The 16,587-nt window shown below is 73.5% G+C and carries 15 protein-coding genes; 6 read left to right on the top strand and 9 right to left on the bottom strand.

Annotated elements, in window-relative coordinates; translation table 11 throughout:
* Window positions 1-69 precede the first annotated feature (69 nt).
* Window positions 70-696 (bottom strand): TetR/AcrR family transcriptional regulator, encoded by a 627-nt coding sequence (locus F8568_RS16890; protein ID WP_151594508.1) that lies wholly within the window; start codon window positions 694-696, stop codon window positions 70-72.
* A 119-nt stretch (window positions 697-815) separates the two neighbouring features.
* Between F8568_RS16890 and F8568_RS50420 the strand changes: the two genes are divergently transcribed.
* Both F8568_RS50420 and F8568_RS16880 read left to right on the top strand, forming a co-directional pair.
* Entirely contained in the window at window positions 816-3,455 is a 2,640-nt protein-coding gene (locus tag F8568_RS50420) for an MFS transporter (RefSeq protein ID WP_151594507.1), read from the top strand.
* Between the two features lie 77 nt (window positions 3,456-3,532).
* Window positions 3,533-4,360: a YceI family protein gene (locus F8568_RS16880; protein ID WP_151594506.1), complete on the top strand. Its 828-nt coding sequence runs from the start codon at window positions 3,533-3,535 to the stop codon at window positions 4,358-4,360.
* Here F8568_RS16880 and F8568_RS16875 read toward each other — a convergent pair.
* From F8568_RS16875 to F8568_RS16850, 7 genes are all read right to left on the bottom strand, one after another.
* The gene (locus tag F8568_RS16875; protein ID WP_151594505.1) at window positions 4,305-4,763 is read right to left on the bottom strand and encodes a LysR family transcriptional regulator; all 459 of its coding nucleotides are present in this window, start codon (window positions 4,761-4,763) and stop codon (window positions 4,305-4,307) included. The two genes, F8568_RS16880 and F8568_RS16875, sit on opposite strands and share 56 nt — an antisense overlap.
* A gap of 49 nt (window positions 4,764-4,812) precedes the next feature.
* Entirely contained in the window at window positions 4,813-5,835 is a 1,023-nt protein-coding gene (locus tag F8568_RS16870) for a SecDF P1 head subdomain-containing protein (protein WP_151594504.1), read from the bottom strand.
* Window positions 5,836-6,039: 204 nt separating this feature from the next.
* A complete protein-coding gene (locus F8568_RS16865; RefSeq protein WP_328600920.1) occupies window positions 6,040-7,119 on the bottom strand; it encodes a 2-oxoacid:ferredoxin oxidoreductase subunit beta in 1,080 nt (359 codons plus the stop codon).
* Entirely contained in the window at window positions 7,112-8,953 is a 1,842-nt protein-coding gene (locus F8568_RS16860) for a 2-oxoacid:acceptor oxidoreductase subunit alpha (protein ID WP_151594503.1), read from the bottom strand. Before F8568_RS16860 ends, F8568_RS16865 begins: the two co-directional genes overlap by 8 nt.
* Window positions 8,954-9,286: 333 nt before the next feature.
* Window positions 9,287-9,424, bottom strand: coding sequence for a putative leader peptide (locus F8568_RS51025; RefSeq protein ID WP_407924477.1), 138 nt, complete (start codon window positions 9,422-9,424; stop codon window positions 9,287-9,289).
* A gap of 73 nt (window positions 9,425-9,497) precedes the next feature.
* Complete coding sequence (locus F8568_RS16855; RefSeq protein ID WP_151594502.1) at window positions 9,498-11,030, bottom strand: hypothetical protein; 1,533 nt, start codon at window positions 11,028-11,030, stop codon at window positions 9,498-9,500.
* Between the two features lie 118 nt (window positions 11,031-11,148).
* Window positions 11,149-12,483 (bottom strand): hypothetical protein, encoded by a 1,335-nt coding sequence (locus F8568_RS16850; protein ID WP_160573649.1) that lies wholly within the window; start codon window positions 12,481-12,483, stop codon window positions 11,149-11,151.
* Between the two features lie 152 nt (window positions 12,484-12,635).
* Here F8568_RS16850 and F8568_RS16845 point away from each other — a divergent pair, with 152 nt between their 5' ends.
* From F8568_RS16845 to F8568_RS16830, 4 genes are read left to right on the top strand one after another with little or no spacing between them, the layout of a single operon-like run.
* The gene (locus tag F8568_RS16845) at window positions 12,636-13,007 is read left to right on the top strand and encodes an NADH-quinone oxidoreductase subunit A (protein ID WP_328600919.1); all 372 of its coding nucleotides are present in this window, start codon (window positions 12,636-12,638) and stop codon (window positions 13,005-13,007) included.
* Between the two features lie 60 nt (window positions 13,008-13,067).
* The gene (locus tag F8568_RS51470; protein WP_151594500.1) at window positions 13,068-13,973 is read left to right on the top strand and encodes an NADH-quinone oxidoreductase subunit B; all 906 of its coding nucleotides are present in this window, start codon (window positions 13,068-13,070) and stop codon (window positions 13,971-13,973) included.
* Complete coding sequence (locus tag F8568_RS16835; RefSeq protein ID WP_151594499.1) at window positions 13,970-14,581, top strand: NADH-quinone oxidoreductase subunit C; 612 nt, start codon at window positions 13,970-13,972, stop codon at window positions 14,579-14,581. Before F8568_RS51470 ends, F8568_RS16835 begins: the two co-directional genes overlap by 4 nt.
* Window positions 14,574-15,530 carry a complex I subunit 1/NuoH family protein gene (locus F8568_RS16830; RefSeq protein ID WP_151594498.1) on the top strand — a complete coding sequence of 319 codons (957 nt, stop codon included), beginning with the start codon at window positions 14,574-14,576 and terminating at the stop codon, window positions 15,528-15,530. Before F8568_RS16835 ends, F8568_RS16830 begins: the two co-directional genes overlap by 8 nt.
* A 14-nt stretch (window positions 15,531-15,544) precedes the next feature.
* On the opposite strand, the gene F8568_RS50410 is transcribed toward F8568_RS16830, so the two are convergent.
* Window positions 15,545-16,519 (bottom strand): ComEA family DNA-binding protein, encoded by a 975-nt coding sequence (locus tag F8568_RS50410; RefSeq protein ID WP_151594497.1) that lies wholly within the window; start codon window positions 16,517-16,519, stop codon window positions 15,545-15,547.
* Window positions 16,520-16,587: the final 68 nt, after the last annotated feature.

Below are 16,587 nucleotides of genomic sequence, written 5' to 3'. Positions count from 1 at the left end.
CGCCCGCCGTCGTACGCCGCGTCCTGCCGTCCGCCTTCCGGCGTAGCGGGCTCGCCGGAGACCGGGTGTCTACGCGGGACCGGGACGGTCCGGTGCGGGCGAGCAGGGGGACAGGGCCGCGGCGAACATGGCGGCGAGGCGGTCGGTGAGCTCGGCCGGGTCGGCGCTGCGCAGGTCGTTGAGGCCGAGCAGGCGGCGGACGGGCCCGCCGCCCATGATGATCGTGGACGCGAGGAGCGCGCGGGCGCGCGGGTTCGGGCCGTCGAGCTGCGCGACGAGCGGCTCGACGATCACCTCTTCCAGGTAGCCGAGCAGGGCCTGCTTGACCTCGGGGTTGCCGGCGGAGCGGTCGATCATCCGGGTCATCGGGGTCGGCGGGTGGTGCGCGATCTGCCGGACGAAGTGCTCGGCGAGCCGGCGCGGCAGCCCGGCGGGGTCGCCGGCGATGACGCCGCGCAGCGCGGACTCGCCGGCGAGGACCTCGCCGAACAGCGCCGCCTTGGAGCCGAAGTACCGGTTGACCAGGGCGGTGTTGGCGTTCGCGGCGGAGGCGATCATGCGGACGGTGACGCCGTCGTAGCCGTGCTCGCCGAACAGGTCGCGCGCGGCGTCCAGGATGCGGCGCCGGGTCGCCTCCCGGTCGCGCTTGCGGTGTTCGCGCTGATCGGCTTGCTCGGCCTGCTCGACGCCCGTCATCGAATCCCGACCCGTCCCCGTGTGGATCACCGAATCGCCCCAGTATCCCCCGAGTTGCAAGTAAACAAGCGTGTACATAGCATATATGCAAAACACAGGTAATTACGTTCCATGGGGGCATGGTGGCTCAAGCGAGCGTGGCGCCGTCGGCGGGGCCGGTGGCGCCAGAGCAAGCGAGACCGCAGTACACGCACCGCCAGATCCTGGAGATCCTCTCCGGCCTGATGATGGCGATGCTGACGTCGATGATCTCGTCCACGGTGGTCAGCACGGCCCTGCCGACCATCGTCGGAGACCTCGGCGGTCAGGACCAGCTGTCCTGGGTGGCCAGCGCCACGCTGCTGACGATGACCGCCTCGACCCCGCTGTGGGGCAAGGTCTCCGACATCCTCGGCCGCAAGCTCTCCTTCCAGACCGCGCTCCTGATCTTCGTGGTCGCGTCCGTGGCGGGCGGGCTGTCCCAGAACATCGGCATGCTGATCGCGGCCCGCGCCGTCCAGGGCCTCGGCGCCGGCGGGCTGTCCGCGCTGGCGCAGGTCATCCTCGGCGACATCGTCGAGCCCCGGCAGCGCGGCCGCTACTCCGGGTACATGGGCGCCGTGTTCGGCGTCGCCACCGTCGCCGGCCCCCTGCTCGGCGGGTTCATCGTCGACGCCGACGGCCTCGGCTGGCGCTGGTGCTTCTACGTCTGCGTCCCGCTCGCCATCGTCGCCTTCGCGGTGATCCAGAAGGTGCTCAAGCTCCCGAAGGTGAAGCGCGACACCAGGATCGACGTCTTCGGCGCGTTCACCATCACCGGCGCCGCGACCGCGCTGATGCTGCTGCTGTCCATGGGCGGCAACGAGTTCGAGTGGGCGTCGGACTGGACGTACGCGCTCGGCGGGATCGCGGTCGTGCTGGTGATCGGGGCGGTGTTCGCCGAGCGGGCCGCGCGGCAGCCGATCCTGCCGCCCCGGCTGTTCCGCAACGGGACGTTCGTGCTGACCTCGCTCGGCTCGCTCTGCGTCGGCATGGCGATGTTCGGCGTCATGATCTACATGCCGCAGTACCTGCAGATCGTCAAGGGACTGAGCCCCACCGCGTCCGGCCTGATGACGCTGCCGCTGGTGTTCGGCATGCTGATCGCCTCCATCGGGTCCGGCCAGCTCGTCACCCGGACCGGCAAGTACAAGATCTACCCGGTGATCGGCCTGGTCTGCGTGGGCGCCGGGCTGTACCTGCTGTCGCGGCTGCACGTCGACTCGTCCAAGGTCGAGGTCGGCGGCTGCCTCGCGCTGCTCGGCGTCGGGCTCGGCCTCACCCTGCAGGTCCTGATCCTCGCCGCGCAGAACGCCGCGAAGATCGAGGACCTCGCGGCCACCACGTCCGGGGTGTCGTTCTTCCGCAACCTCGGCGGCGCCGTCGGCGTCGCCGCGTTCGGCGCGATCCTCAACAACCAGCTGCCCGGCGAGCTCGCCAAGGGGCTGAGCAAGGCGCACATCGCGATGCCGAAGGGCGGCGGTACGCTCGGTACCCCCGAGCAGGTGCACCACCTGCCGGAGCCGTTCAAGACGATCGTGCTCACGGCGTTCACCGAGTCGCTGGAGAAGGTGTTCCTCTTCGGCGTGCCGGTGGCGGTCGTCGGGCTCATCACCGTCCTCGCGATGAAGGAGCTGCCGCTGCGCGGCAAGGCCGGCACGGGCCGCGGCGCCCGGCAGGACACCGCGCCGGCGGACGCCCCGCCGCCCGCGCCGGCGGCCCCCGGCGCCGCCTCGGCGGTCGGCAGGCACGCCCGCGGACACGAGCAGGCCGCCGCCGCCGAGCAGCAGCTCGCGTCGGTCGGGGCAGGTGCGGTCCCCAAGGAGATGTCGATGAACGAAATGCCCGCGCACGGCCTGCCGTCCAACGGCGCGGCCGCGGCTCCCGGCGGGTCCCCGGCGGCCGACCCGGCCGCGCAGGCCCGGCTCCTCGCGCAGCAGAGCGCGTTCGCGCAGGACGGCCTCATGCGGCCGGGCCGGGGCGGCGTCCCCGTCCGCGGCGTGGTCCGCGCCGGCGACGGCGCGCCCGTCCCGTCCGCCGCGCTGACGCTGATCGGGGTGGACGGGCACCAGCTCGGCCGCGCCATCACCCAGGACGACGGCCGGTACGCGCTGCCGACCCCCGGCCCCGGCACCTACGTGCTGATCGCCGCGACCGGCGAGCACGAGCCGCAGGCCGCGACCCTCGTCGTCGGCGACCGGCCGGTCGAGTTCGACCTGATGCTGGCCGGCAACGGCGGCCTCGGCGGGACGGTCCGCAGCGCCGACGGCAGCCCGATCGCGAACGCGATGGTCGTCGTCACCGACGTGCGCGGCGAGGTCGTCGGCACCGGCCGCACCGACGCGTCCGGCCAGTACGCCTTCAAGGACGTCGTCACCGGCGCGTACACGCTCGCGGTCAGCGCCGCGGCGCACCGCCCGGTCGCGCTGCCGGTGGAGGTCGCGGGCGGCGGGCAGACCCGGCTGGACGTGGAGATGCCCGCGGGCGCCCGGGTCCGCGGCACCGTCCGCAACGAGGCGGGCGAGCCGGTCGGCGACGCCCGCGTCACCCTGGTCGACGCGGCCGGCAACGTCGTCGCGATGGCGATCACCGGCCCGGACGGGGAGTACGCCTTCACCGACCTGACCGGCGGCCAGTACACCGTCATCGCGTCCGGCTACCCGCCGGTCGCCAGCGGGCTGTCGCTGGCCGGCGGCGGCCTGGACGACCACGACCTGAAGCTCGGCTACCCCGACGAGTAGGGCCGAACCGGGGCCGCCCGACCGGGGCGGCCCCGGCCGACGCAATCACACGAGCGGAACTGGAGTGCGGGTCGTTGATGGAAGACAGGCGCGGTCTGCGCGGATCGGTGCGGACGAAGGACGGCTGGGCGGTGCGGCACGCCATCGTCACGGTCACGGACCTGGCGGGCCGGCAGGTCGCGCGGGAGCAGACCGGCGAGGACGGCGTGCTCGCCGCCGGTCCGCTGCCCGCCGGCACCTACACGGCGATCGTCACGGCGATGGGGTTCCAGCCGGCGGCGTCGACGCTGATCGTGCACGGCTCGGGCGCGGCGGACCTCGGCACGCTGGTGCTGGCCCGCGCGGGCGGCGCCGAGCTGCCGCCGCCCGGCCCGTGGACGATCGACCCGGCGCACTCGAACGTCGGGGCCGTCGCGCAGCACCTCGGGCTGTCCAGCGTGCGCGGCCGGTTCGCCGCGTTCGAGGGGAGCATCGAGATCGCCGAGCCGGTGGAGGAGTCCCGGGTGACGGCCCGGATCGAGGCGGCGTCCATCGACACCGGCAACAAGCTGCGCGACGACCACCTGCGCTCGGCGGACTTCCTGAACGTCGACGAGCACCCGGTGGTCACCTACGAGGGCGACGGCCTGACCGCGGCCGGCTCGGACCGCTGGACGGTGCACGGCCGCCTCACCCTCAACGGGATCACCCAGCCCGTCGACCTGGACATGCTGTTCCTCGGCAGCGGCTCGGACCCGTGGGGCGGGACGCGCGCCGCGTTCCGCGCGACCGCGGAGCTGCGCCGCACCGACTTCGCGATCCGCTACAACCAGATCCTGGAGGCGGGGATCGCGATGGTCGGCGAGAGCCTCAAGGTGGAACTGGAGATCCAGGCCGTCCAGGGGACCGAGCTTCCCCAGGCCTAACCGGCCTATCGCGGACGGGGCGCGGGGCGGGGCCGCGCTTCAGGTTCGGCTCGATCGGCAGGTCCGGACGGCGCGCCACGACCCGGCGAATCGTCCGCATCGGGTCGAACAGGTGCCCCCACACGTCCAGGCGCAGCGGCCGGTCGCGCCGCGCCGCCGTGACCGCGTCGTCCGCCGCCGCGAGCGCCCGCCGCGCCGGCTCCAGGAACCGCTCGCCCGCCGCCGTCAGCCGCACCGAGTGCCCGGTGCGGTCGAACAGCCGCACGCCGAGGACGTCCTCCAGCCGCGCGACCCGCTTCGACAGCGCCTGCTGGGTGAGGAACAGCTCGCCCGCCGCGCGCCCGAAATGCAGGTGCTCGGCGGTCGCGACGAACGCCCGCACCTGCGCGAGATCCAGGTCCACGCCGCCCAGCCTGCCCGACGGCCGCCGGACGCTCAAAAGGGGCGGCCGGTCAGCGTCCCTTGAGCTCGCGGACGAGGGTGTTCGCGGCGGCGCGGGTCGGCGACCCGGCCACCAGGACCTTCCCGTCCCGGATCGGCATGTCGACCCGCGGCAGCGTGACCAGCCGGTCGCGCACCACGAACGCCAGGTCGCGGCCGACGGTCGCGCCGGTCAGCCGCGCGAACGCGTGCCGGTCCACGGGCCGCAGCGTGAGCGCCACGTCGTACCCGGACGTCCCCCGCGACCTCTGCACCCGCAGGTCGGCGACCTTGTGGATCGCGATGCCCTGCGCGAGCCGGTAGCACGTCACGCCGGCGGCGGCCTGCCCGGTGATCCCCGGCGTCCCGGCCGGGCACTGCCCCGGCGTCGCCTGCGTCACCGGGTACACGTGCAGCGGCGCGGCCAGCGTCACCGGCCGCGTCCGCATCGACGCCGCGATCATGCCGCCGGTCACCGCGACCGCGGCGATCAGCAGCCCGAGCGTCAGCACCATGACCACCAGCGCGGAGCGGTGCTGGTCGGCGGCCCGGACCGGCTCCGGGACGGGCCGCTCCCGGTACGCCAGGCCCTGGCGGAGCGCGGCGCGGCTGCGCTTGGTCTCCGCCGCCGCGCGGCGCCGCTGCTCGGCGCGGGCCCGGCGCCGCCGATCCGCCTCCGGGACCTCGGGCGTCCGCAGCGGGGCCGTCGTCCGCTCCGGACCGCGCAGCGGCTCGGTTCCGGCCCGTCCGGGCGGCGAGAACCCCACCGGCCGCGCCGGGCCGGGCGGCGGCCCCTCCGGCTCCGGGATCAGCATGGGACCGGGCACCGGCTCGCCCGGCGCGTCCCGCAGAGGCGAGGCGCCCTGCTCGTTCTGCTCGGACGGGGGCGCGGCGCCGTCGGTGGGCCGGACCGGCTGCTCGGACGGGGCGAGGAGCGGAGCGGGCGGGGGCGGCCAGTCGAGCGGGCGGTCCGGGGCGGCCGCCGGGGGCGGGGGCGGCGGGGCGGTGTCCTCTGCCTCCCGACGACCCTTGCTGCGGCGCGGAACGACCCGCATCGTCACCTCCCCGGGCTGACAAGATCTCCGACAGTCTTTCAGGACGGGACGGTGCCCCGCATCGTGTCGCGGCCGAACCCGGCCGCCGATCGCCGAATGCTCGTCCCGTGATGAACACTGCCCCGTCCGCGCGGTTCCGAAGCGCGGAAAGCCCGTCCCCCAGAGCATGCGGGGACGGGCTTTCCGGAACGCGGACGGTGCCTGTCAGTCGATCCGCCAGGTGTCGCCGCCGGCGAGCAGCGCGGCGAGGTCGCCCGCGCCCTGCTTCTCGACGGCCTCCTCGACCTGGGCGCGCATCAGCTCGTCGTAGGACGGGCGGTCGACGTCGCGGAAGATGCCGATCGGGGTGTGCTCGAACGCCGGCTGGTCGAGCCGCGACAGCGCGAACGCCAGCGACGGGTCGGGGTTGTGCGCGTCGTGCACCGCGATGTCCGACGCGGGGACGTCGGCGACGTTCACCACCTCGAACGAGCCCGACGGCGTCCGGCGCAGGGCCTTCTGCCGCTCGGCGCCGAACACGATCGGCTCGCCGTGCTCGAGGCGGATCGTGATGTCGTCGCGGACGGCGGCGTCCTTCAGCGGGTCGAACGCGCCGTCGTTGAAGATGTTGCAGTTCTGGTAGATCTCGACCAGCGCGGTGCCGCGGTGCTCGGCGGCGGCGCGCAGCACCGACTGCAGGTGCTTGCGGTCGGAGTCGATGGTGCGGGCGACGAAGGTGCCCTCCGCGCCGATCGCCAGCGACAGCGGGTTGAACGGCGAGTCCAGCGAGCCCATCGGCGTCGACTTGGTGATCTTGCCGGTCTCGGAGGTGGGCGAGTACTGGCCCTTGGTCAGCCCGTAGATCCGGTTGTTGAACAGCAGGATCTTCAGGTTGACGTTGCGGCGCAGCGCGTGGATCAGGTGGTTGCCGCCGATGGACAGCGAGTCGCCGTCGCCGGTGACGACCCAGACCGACAGGTCGGGGCGGGACGTGGCGAGGCCCGTCGCGATCGCCGGCGCGCGGCCGTGGATCGAGTGGAACCCGTAGGTGTTCATGTAGTACGGGAACCGGGACGAGCAGCCGATGCCGGAGATGAACGTGATGTTCTCGCGGCGCAGCCCGAGCTCGGGCAGGAAGGACTGGACGGCCGCGAGGATCGCGTAGTCACCGCACCCGGGGCACCAGCGCACCTCCTGGTCGGTCTTGAAGTCCTTCATCGTCTGCCTCGCGTCGGTCTTGGGGACCAGGGAGAGCAGGCTGCGGCCGTTTCCGTTCACGGCGCCGTTTCCGTTGGTGTCACTCACTGTCGATCACTTCCTGGATGACGTCCTGCAGCTCCTCCGACTTGAACGGCAGGCCCCGGACCTGGTTGTAGCCGATCACGTCGATCAGCAGCCTGCCGCGCAGCAGCATCGACAGCTGGCCGAGGTTGATCTCCGGGACGACGACCTTGTCGTAGGAGCGCAGCACCTCCGGCAGGTTCGCGGGGAACGGGTTGAGGTGCCGCAGGTGCGCCTGCGCCACGTCGCGGCCCTCCGCCCGGACGCGCCGGACCGCCGCGGAGATCGCGCCGTAGGTGCCGCCCCAGCCCATCACGAGGACGCGCGCCCTGCCGGACGGGTCGTCGACCGCCAGTGGCGCGATGTCGTTCGCGATGCCGTCCACCTTGGCCTGGCGGAGCCGGACCATGGTGTCGTGGTTGGCCGGGTCGTAGGAGATGTTGCCGGTGACGTCGGCCTTCTCCAGCCCGCCGATCCGGTGCTCCAGCCCCGCGGTGCCGGGGACCGCCCACGGGCGGGCCAGCGTCTCCGGGTCGCGCCGGAACGGCTCGAAGCCCTCTTGCGACGGGGCAGCGAAGTTCGGCTCGATCTTCGGCAGCGCCGCCACGTCCGGCAGCTTCCACGGCTCGGAGCCGTTGGCGAGGTAGCCGTCGGACAGCAGGATGACGGGGGTGCGGTACTTCACCGCGATGCGGGCCGCCTCCAGCGCCGCGTCGAAGCAGTCCGAGGGGGACTGCGGCGCGATGACCGGGACGGGCGCCTCGCCGTTGCGGCCGTACATGGCCTGCATCAGGTCGGCCTGCTCGGTCTTGGTCGGCATGCCGGTGGACGGCCCGGCCCGCTGCACGTCGATGACCACCAGCGGCAGTTCGGTCGCGACGGCGAGGCCGATCGTCTCGCTCTTCAGCGCGATGCCGGGGCCGGAGGTGGTGGTGACGCCGAGCGACCCGCCGAACGAGGCGCCGAGCGCCGCGCCGACCGCGGCGATCTCGTCCTCGGCCTGGAACGTCCGGACGCCGAACCGCTTGTGCTTGGACAGCTCGTGCAGGATGTCGGAGGCCGGGGTGATCGGGTAGGAGCCGAGGTAGACGGGCAGGCCGCTCTGCACGCCCGCGGCGACGATGCCGAGGGACAGCGCGGCGTTGCCGGTGATGTTGCGGTACAGGCCGGCGTCGTGCTCGGCCGGCTTGACCTCGTACTGCACCGAGAACGCCTCGGTGGTCTCGCCGTAGCTCCAGCCCGCCTGGAACGCGGCGATGTTGGCCTTCATGATCTCGGGCTTCTTGGCGAACTTGCGCTCCAGGAAGCCGATCGTCCCCTCGGTGGGACGGTGGTAGAGCCACGACAGCAGTCCGAGCGCGAACATGTTCTTCGCGCGCTCGGCGTCCTTCTTGGAGATGTCGTAGCCGTCGAGGGCGGTCACCGTCATCGAGGTGAGCGGCAGCGCGTGCACCCGGTACTCGTCGAGCGAGCCGTCCTCGACGGGGCTGGCGGCGTAGCCGACCTTCGCGAGGTTGCGCTTGGTGAACTCGTCGGTGTTGACGATCAGGTCCGCCCCGCGGGGCAGGTCCCCGAGGTTGGCCTTGAGGGCGGCCGGGTTCATCGCGACCAGCACGTCGGGCGCGTCGCCCGGCGTGAGGATGTCGTGGTCGGCGAAGTGGAGCTGGAAGCTGGACACGCCGGGGAGGGTCCCGGCGGGGGCGCGGATCTCGGCCGGGAAGTTCGGCAGGGTCGACAAGTCGTTGCCGAACGCCGCCGTCTCCTGGGTGAAGCGATCGCCGGTCAACTGCATCCCGTCACCGGAGTCCCCGGCGAAGCGGATGATGACGCGGTCGAGCTGCTGGACCTGTTTGGTCACAGAGGAAGACCTCCTCGACGCGCAGCACCGGTCCTGGGGGAGGCACCCAGGATCGTGATGCTACTAAGGCTTACCTTCATGGTATGTCCGGGATGGAATGCTGGTCTCGGGGATCGGGCCGCTCAGCGGTACGGCGGGGCCCGGCGCGCGGCCTCGGTGCCGTGCGCCGTTCGATCTCCGCTGGTGGTGGCCGTGGTCTGAGAGGCGCAGACCGCGGCCGTCGCTCCGCCCGTCATGTGCGACATCCCGCCCTCGGGGAGGTCATGACCCCGTACTTCAAGGGTTATCACCTCGGGTGGGAGATCACGCGTCCCGGCCGGATTCGGGCAGGTCCTAACCGGTGCTACGAACCGGACGGGTCCCCGGGTTCACCGCTGAACACAGGGCGCTGGCCAGCCGGCACAGGTCGACGTGCAGCCGCCTGACCAGCCGGGCGGGATGGGCCGGGGAGCCGTCGCTCCCCGAGGGCACGGAGTTCACAGCCCGCAGTGTAGACAGGCGGAATCACGTTCTCCGCAACCGCCCCCGCGCCCTCGGCGGGGGCTCACGGCCGCGCGGTGCCGCCCGTTACGGCCGCGCGGGGCCCGGTGGGGGCGCCGGTCCCGCCCGGCGCGCCGGTCGCGCCGGGCGCCGGGGTGCCGGTCGCGCCGCCGGGGGCACCGGACAGTGTGCTCTTCACCACTGCGCTCCGCTCCTTGTCGAGGTCGGCGAGCAGCGCCTTGACGTCCGCGGCGGTGAGCGCCTCGCCGATCACCCGGGCCTGCGCCGAGTACGGGTAGGAGCCGGGGTGGTCGAGCGCCGACTTCACCCACGTCCGCCAGGCCCGTCCGGTGACGGTGCAGCTCAACGTGAACGACCGGTCGGACGGTACCGGCGCGGACGAGGTGCAGGAGCCGAGCGCGGTGCCGCGGGTGGTGATCGAGGCGCGCAGCGCGGCGCGCGCGCCGTCCGGCACCGTGTCCGGCGACGACAGCGTCGCCGGGACGCGCACCGTGCATCCCGCCGTGTTCTGGTCGCAGTCGACGAAGGTGAGCTTGCCCGGGTCGAAGTGCAGGTTCGGGTCGGCGGCGCCCGCGAGCGCCTTCACCCGGGGCCGCAGCCGCGCGAACAGCGCGGCGGGGTTCGGCAGGTCGGCGACGCTGAACCGGGCGGCGTCGGCGCCGGCCGCCTGCACGGCGAGCAGCCGGTACGGCGCCGCCGCCGACACCAGGTAGTTGGCCCCCGACGTCTTGATCTTGTAGGCGCGGACGCCGTTCACGGTCTCGGCGGGCGGCTTCGCCGGCGCCTTGGTGAGCAGCTTCGCGATCGCCTGCGCGCCCAGCACGTCCGGGACGTCGAAGCCGGGGACGGACGCGGGCGCCTTCGACCAGCGGCCCGCGTAGTTGTCGGGGTGCGCGCTCTCGCCCGCGTACTCGCGCCAGAACTGCGTTCCCGCCTTGATGTAGGTGCCGCCGCCGGCGGCCACGACCTCGGCGGTCAGCGGGCCGGCCGTGAACGTGCCGATCGCCGAGCCCGCCGCCGTGACCTGCAGGTCGGCCCGGACGGGGCGGCCGTTGGCGGCGGTGAGCGTGCCCTGGTAGCGGAAGCCGGGACCGGAGGTGAGCTGCCGTCCCGCCTCCAGCGCCCACGCGGAGGGCGCCGTGGCCGACGGCTTGGGGCGGGCCTTGCCGCCTCCGTCGCCGTCGGAGATGAACACCGCGGCGACGGTCGCGGCGGCCGCCACGACCACGGCGACTCCCGCGCCGGTCACCAGCCGCTTCCTGAGCCTCCCGGCGCGCGGCGGCGGCCCTCCGATGCCGGGCGGCAGCGGCATCCCGGGGATCGCGGGAGGTGCCGCCATCTCGGGCATTCCGGGCGCGCCCGGGGCCTGCGGGGGCATGCCGGCGCCCGGGCCGTGGTGCGGGAGGCCGTCCGGCGCGGTGGCGCCGGGCGCCTGGGGCGCCGGCAGGGCCGGCAGGGCCGGCGGCGGCGGTAGGGCGGGTGCGGTCCGGGGCGGGCCGCCGGCGACGAGGACGTCGTCCGGTGCGGGCCGGGCAGGTTCGGACTCCGGAGAAGCGTCGTCCTGATCAGCGCTCACAAGCCATAAGAATGCCCGACGATGCGAGCGGCCGGACCGGAAACCGTGCATCGCCGGGCATACCACGCCATCGGCCGGGGCGGCCGGCCTCCGCGCCGCCCGCCCCCGACCTGCGGGCTCACTCGCTGTCGAGCCCGCTCTGCAGTGCGGCGACCTCCGACGGAGTGGCGCCGATCACCTTGTACTGCGCGTGCTTGTAGAAGGTGCCGCCGGTGGACTTGGCCCAGCTCTGCCACGCCGCGGTCGCGATCCGGCAGCTGGCCCACACCGAGTTCGTGTCGTTGATCGTGATCGTGTCGGTGCAGTTGCCGAGGTCCTTGCCGGTCAGCGTGCCGGCGGTGATGTTGAACCGGACGTCGATCGTCACCGGGGTGGACGCCCCGTACGGCGGCCGGATCTTGGCCTCGACGGTGCAGCCGGAGTTGCTGTTGCAGCCGCCCTTCTTCCACTCGTCCACCGAGGGGCGCGACGAGGCGTCGAACGAGTTCTTCAGCTCGCCCATGCTGGTCCGCATGGTGGAGATCACCGTGGACGCCTCGGACGAGGACTTCGGCGTCACGTCCAGCGCGACCCGCGGCGTGGTCGCCTCGTAGCGCAGCAGCTGGGCGTCGTCGGCGTCGGTGATGTAGAGCGTCGAGGTGAAGGTGGTGAACTTCAGCGCCTTCTTGCCGGCCCAGGTCGTCTTCAGCGGCTTGACCTTGGCGGTCGCCGCGGCGCGCAGCTTGGCCGCCAGCGCGGTCGGCGACAGCTCCTGCTTGAAGTCGATGTCGAGCTTGTCGGCGCTCAGCCGGCCCCACTGCTGCCCGCTGCCGAGGTAGTACGGGGTGCCCTCGGTGCTCTCGATCTGGTCGCGCCAGTACGAGGCGTCGGCCTTCAGGAACAGCTTGCCGTCGGCCGACAGCAGCGTGACGCTGTCGCTGTTCCAGGTGACCGGGCCGGTCGCGCGGCCGCCCTTGGTCACGTCGAGCTGGCCCTGGATGTTGTCGGCGCCGCCGCCGAAGTCGCCCTTCAGCCCGACGGCGCGCTCGGCGGCCATCGAGTCGGCCGCGGCCTTCAGCTTCTCCTCGGGCGACTTGCCGCCGCCGTTGGCCGCCACCACGAACACCACGACGCCGATGATCAGGATCACCACGACGGCGCCGCCGATGAGGGCCGCGATCAGCGCGCCGCTGCCGCGCTTCGGCGGAGGCGGAGGCGGCATGCCCGGGCCCATCGGGGCGCCGGGGGGCGGCGGGAAGAACGGCGGCGGGGTGCCCGGGCCGCCGTAGCCGCCGGGGGGCGGCGGCGCGCCGGGACCGCCCGGTGCGCCCGGAACGCCCGGAACGCCTTGGCCGCCCGGGTAGCCGGGGCCGCCCGGACCGGGAGAACCGCCGGGCCCCGCGGGCGGCGGCGGAGGCGGCCAGGAGGCACCACCCGGGTTCTCCCAGCCCGGGTTCGGCGGGGGGTTGCTCATCCGGTCACGTCCTTCCAGGTCAATTGACCCCAATGCTTCCCTAGTGTGCAGCAAGACGATGACATTGTGATCCACCGAGGTGGAGGTACGACGTCACACTCGCGCGCGCTCCTTTCGGAGATACTTGGTTGGACGCAGCCGGGAGGGTGGCGGTGCATAACTATTTCGACTCATATGTCGCGCTCGCCGCGCTGGTGATCGCCGGCGGCGGCATCGTCGGCGGCGGCCTCGCCGCGAACCGGATGCTCCGCCCGCACCGCCCGACCGCGGAGAAGCTCACCACCTACGAGTGCGGCGTCGACCCGGTCGGCGACGGCTGGGCGCACTCCTACATCCGCTACTACGTCTTCGCCTACCTGTACGTGGTCTTCGCGGTGGACGCCGTGTTCCTCTTCCCCTGGGCGACGGTCTTCTCCGCCCCCGGCTTCGGCGCCACCACCCTCGGTGAGATGTTCGTCTTCCTGGGCTTCCTCGCCGTCGGGCTGCTCTACGCGGGCCGCAAGGGCGTCCTGTCCTGGGTCTGAACCCGCGGCCCGGCGTCCGGAGCCCCCGGCGGGGCCCGCGCGGGCTGTAACAATGCTTGCGTGGGCACCATCGATCTCCCGCCGCCGAGCGTCGGACCGCTGTCGCGGCTCGCCCCCAAGCCGGTCAAGTTCGTGCTCAACTGGGGCTGCCGCTACTCGCTGTGGGTCTTCAACTTCGGCCTGGCCTGCTGCGCGATCGAGTTCATCGCCACCTCGATGAGCAGGCACGACTTCATCCGGCTCGGCGTCATCCCGTTCGCGCCCGGGCCCCGCCAGGCCGACCTGATGGTCGTGTCCGGCACCGTCAGCGACAAGATGGCGCCCGCGGTCCGGCGGCTGTACGAGCAGATGCCCGAGCCCAAGTACGTGATCTCGTTCGGCGCCTGCTCCAACTGCGGCGGCCCGTACTGGGACTCCTACTGCGTGACCAAGGGCGTCGACCAGATCATCCCGGTCGACGTGTACGTGCCGGGCTGCCCGCCGCGTCCCGAGGCGCTGCTGCAGGGCATCGTCCACCTCCAGGAGAAGATCGCCGCCGAGTCGCTCGGCGACCGCTACGACGGCGGCGACCCGATGAGCCCGCCGCCCGCGCCGCGTCCGTTCTCGGCGACCGTCCTGCGCCGCCCCCTCCAGCCGCCGCCCGCCGAACCGCCCGCCCCGGACGAGCCGGACGAGCCGCCTCCGCCTGACGAGCCGCCCGCGCCGGACGCGACGCGACCCGTCCCGGTGCCCGAGGACGAGGCGGCGCGTCCGGAGGAGGAGACGCGTCCCGTCCCGCCCGTCGAACCGGAACCGGAGCCCGCGCCCGAGGCCGTCCGGCCCGACGACGAGACGCGGCCGATCCCGGCCACCGACGCCGAGCCCGCCGACGAGCCGGCGCGGCGCCCCCGGGACGAGCACGACCCGTCGATCATCCCGGGCCTCGCCGACGACGGGAACGACGACGAGATCGGGCGGGAACGATGAGCGCCCCCGCGGAGCTGATCGTCGCCTGGACGGACCGGTTCGGCGACGCGGTGACCACCGAGGAGACGGCCGGCGGGCTGTCGGTCGGCGTGCCGGCGGACCGCTGGCTCGAGGCGCTCGCCTTCGCCCGCGACGACCTGGCCTGCGGCTTCTTCGACTGGCTGACCGGCGTGGACGAGCTCGGCGAGGGCTTCGCCGTCGTCGCCCACGTGTACTCGCTGGAGCGGCGCCACCATCTGCTCGTCCGGACGCGGGTGCCGCGGGACGCGCCGTCGCTGCCGACCGCCACCGGCGTGTACCGGGGCGCGGCGTGGCACGAGCGGGAGACGGCCGAGATGTTCGGCATCGGGTTCGAGGGGCACCCGAACCTCGTCCCGCTGCTGCTGCCGGACGGCTTCGAGGGGCATCCGCTGCGCAAGGACTTCGTGCTCGCGGCGCGGGTCGCCAAGCCGTGGCCGGGCGCGAAGGAGCCCGGCGAGTCGGGGCACGGCGCGCCGAGCCGCCGCCGGGTCCGACCGCCCGGCGTGCCCGACGAGGGCCCGTGGGCGCAGGTCGCCGAGCGCCGCCGGGCCGCCGGCCGGCCGCCCCGGGAGGGCCCGGATGCTTGAGACCGTCGGGAAGCTGGTGCTGGTCGCGGCGGCGTTCGCGCTGCTGCCGCTGCTGGTCGGGCAGGCCGAGCACAAGGTGATGGCGCACATGCAGGGCCGCCTCGGCCCGATGTACGCGGGCGGTTTCCACGGCTGGGCGCAGCTCGTCGCGGACGGCGTGAAGTTCGCGCAGAAGGAGGACGTCGTCCCGCGCGACGCCGACCGGCGGGTGTTCAAGCTGGCGCCGGGCGTCGCGCTCGTCCCGTACCTGCTGGTGCTGGTCGTGGTGCCGGTCGGGCCGGGCGGGCAGGTCGCGCTGGACCTCGGCGTCGGGGTGTTCTTCGCGCTCGCCGTGATGGGCGTCGGGGTGATCGGCGCGATCATGGCGGGCTGGGCGAGCGCGAACAAGTACGCGCTGCTCGGCGGGATCCGGGTCGCGGCGCAGCTGATGTCCTACGAGCTGCCGATGGTGTTCGCGGCGTCGTCGGTGGCGATGGCGGCGGGCACGCTGTCGCTGCAGGGCATCGTCGGCGAGTGGCGCTGGTGGTGGCTACCGTGGCAGGCGATCGGCGCGGTGGTGTTCTTCGTCGCGGGCCTGGCCGAGCTGCGCCGCCCGCCGTTCGACATGCCGGTCGCCGACTCGGAGATCATCTTCGGCCCGTACACCGAGTACGGCGGGCTGCGGTTCGCGCTGTTCATCCTGGCGGAGTACGCCGGGATCGTGGTGCTGTGCGCGCTGACGGCGGTGCTGTTCCTCGGCGGCTGGAAGGGCCCGTTCCTGAACACCGAGCTGGGCTGGCTCTGGACGCTGGTCAAGGTCGCGGTGCTGGCGTTCTGCGTGATCTGGCTGCGGGTCAGCTACCCGCGGATGCGCGAGGACCAGCTCCAGAAGCTCGCGTGGGCGTGGCTCGTGCCGCTGTCGCTGGCCCAGCTCGCCCTGACCGGTGTCCTCAAGGTCGCGTTCGCCTGACCGCCGCCGGAGGATCAGGGAAGGAAGATCGTGTACTCGGAGAGCTGCGGCATGATCGCGGGGGGCAGGTCGCAGTCCACCGCCATCTCCTCGACCGAGACGAACGGGCCGTGCTCGTCCCGGTGCGCGACGACCCGCTCGGCCAGCTCGCCCGTCATCCCGGGCAGCGCCGCGATGATCTCCACCGGGGCGTGGTTGGCGTCGACGAGGCCGCCGTCGTCGTAGCCGCGCGGGACGTCCGGGCGGCCGATCCGCAGCTCGTGCGCGAGGGCCGGGTCGTCGGCGGCGATCGCGCGGGCGTCGGCGCGCAGGTTGCGCCGGTACTTGGCGTACTCGACGGCGTTCTCGTTGCTGTGGCTGCGCGGGGCCCTGCGGGGGTACACCTGCCGGCGGACGGCGAACGCGTGCGCGGTGCCCACCGGCCACAGCGTCAGCAGCAGGATCGTGCCGAGCGCGACCAGCAGGACGTTCCCGCTGGCCAGGGCGGCCAGCACGGTCACCAGGCCGATCCCGTATCCGGCCGCGGCGGCGCCGTGGGCCCAGGACCCGCGCTTGGCGGCGGCGTAGAGGAACGTCACGGGCGACGCGAACCCGAGCGTGAGGAACGGCATGATCGCCCACAGCACACCGTTGGGCTCGGGGGGCGGCGGCGGAAGCGGCGGCACCGGACGCAGCGGCGGCAGCGGATACCCTCCGGAACCCCAGGTCGGTGACGCGTCCGGCCGCCCCGGCGGCGGCACGGGACGCGCCGGCGGCACCGGGCGCGGCGCGGAAGGGCGCGGCGGAACGGCCGGTCGCGGCGGGACGGGCGCACCCGGCGGAACGGGCGGACGCGGCAGCGAGGTGCCGCGCGGCGGCGTGAAACCGTCCGGCTTGGTGGTGCCGTGCACCGGCATGCCTCCCGGCGGCGGGCCGCCCGAAGGCGTGGAGGACTGCAGGCGGGCGTGGTCGGCTCCGTAGTCGTACTGTCCGTCCGCGTGATGGCTCACATGACCTCCTTGCCCGCAGGCGTACAGGAGCGCGGGCCGCGGGAGCCCGCATAACGTCCGACGAACGC

It is taken from the genome of Actinomadura physcomitrii, from assembly GCF_008923205.2.
GTDB lineage: Bacteria > Actinomycetota > Actinomycetes > Streptosporangiales > Streptosporangiaceae > Spirillospora > Spirillospora physcomitrii.
Note: the sequence above shows the minus strand (reverse complement) of the source record. Positions and strands in the feature narration are given on the sequence as shown.

Coding starts and splice junctions, on each gene's coding strand:
- F8568_RS16890 (WP_151594508.1), bottom strand. CDS start 696: ATGACGGGCGTCGAGCAGGCCGAGCAAGCCGATCAGCGCGAACACCGC.
- F8568_RS50420 (WP_151594507.1), top strand. CDS start 816: ATGGTGGCTCAAGCGAGCGTGGCGCCGTCGGCGGGGCCGGTGGCGCCA.
- F8568_RS16880 (WP_151594506.1), top strand. CDS start 3,533: ATGGAAGACAGGCGCGGTCTGCGCGGATCGGTGCGGACGAAGGACGGC.
- F8568_RS16870 (WP_151594504.1), bottom strand. CDS start 5,835: ATGCGGGTCGTTCCGCGCCGCAGCAAGGGTCGTCGGGAGGCAGAGGAC.
- F8568_RS16850 (WP_160573649.1), bottom strand. CDS start 12,483: ATGAGCAACCCCCCGCCGAACCCGGGCTGGGAGAACCCGGGTGGTGCC.
- F8568_RS16835 (WP_151594499.1), top strand. CDS start 13,970: ATGAGCGCCCCCGCGGAGCTGATCGTCGCCTGGACGGACCGGTTCGGC.
- F8568_RS16830 (WP_151594498.1), top strand. CDS start 14,574: ATGCTTGAGACCGTCGGGAAGCTGGTGCTGGTCGCGGCGGCGTTCGCG.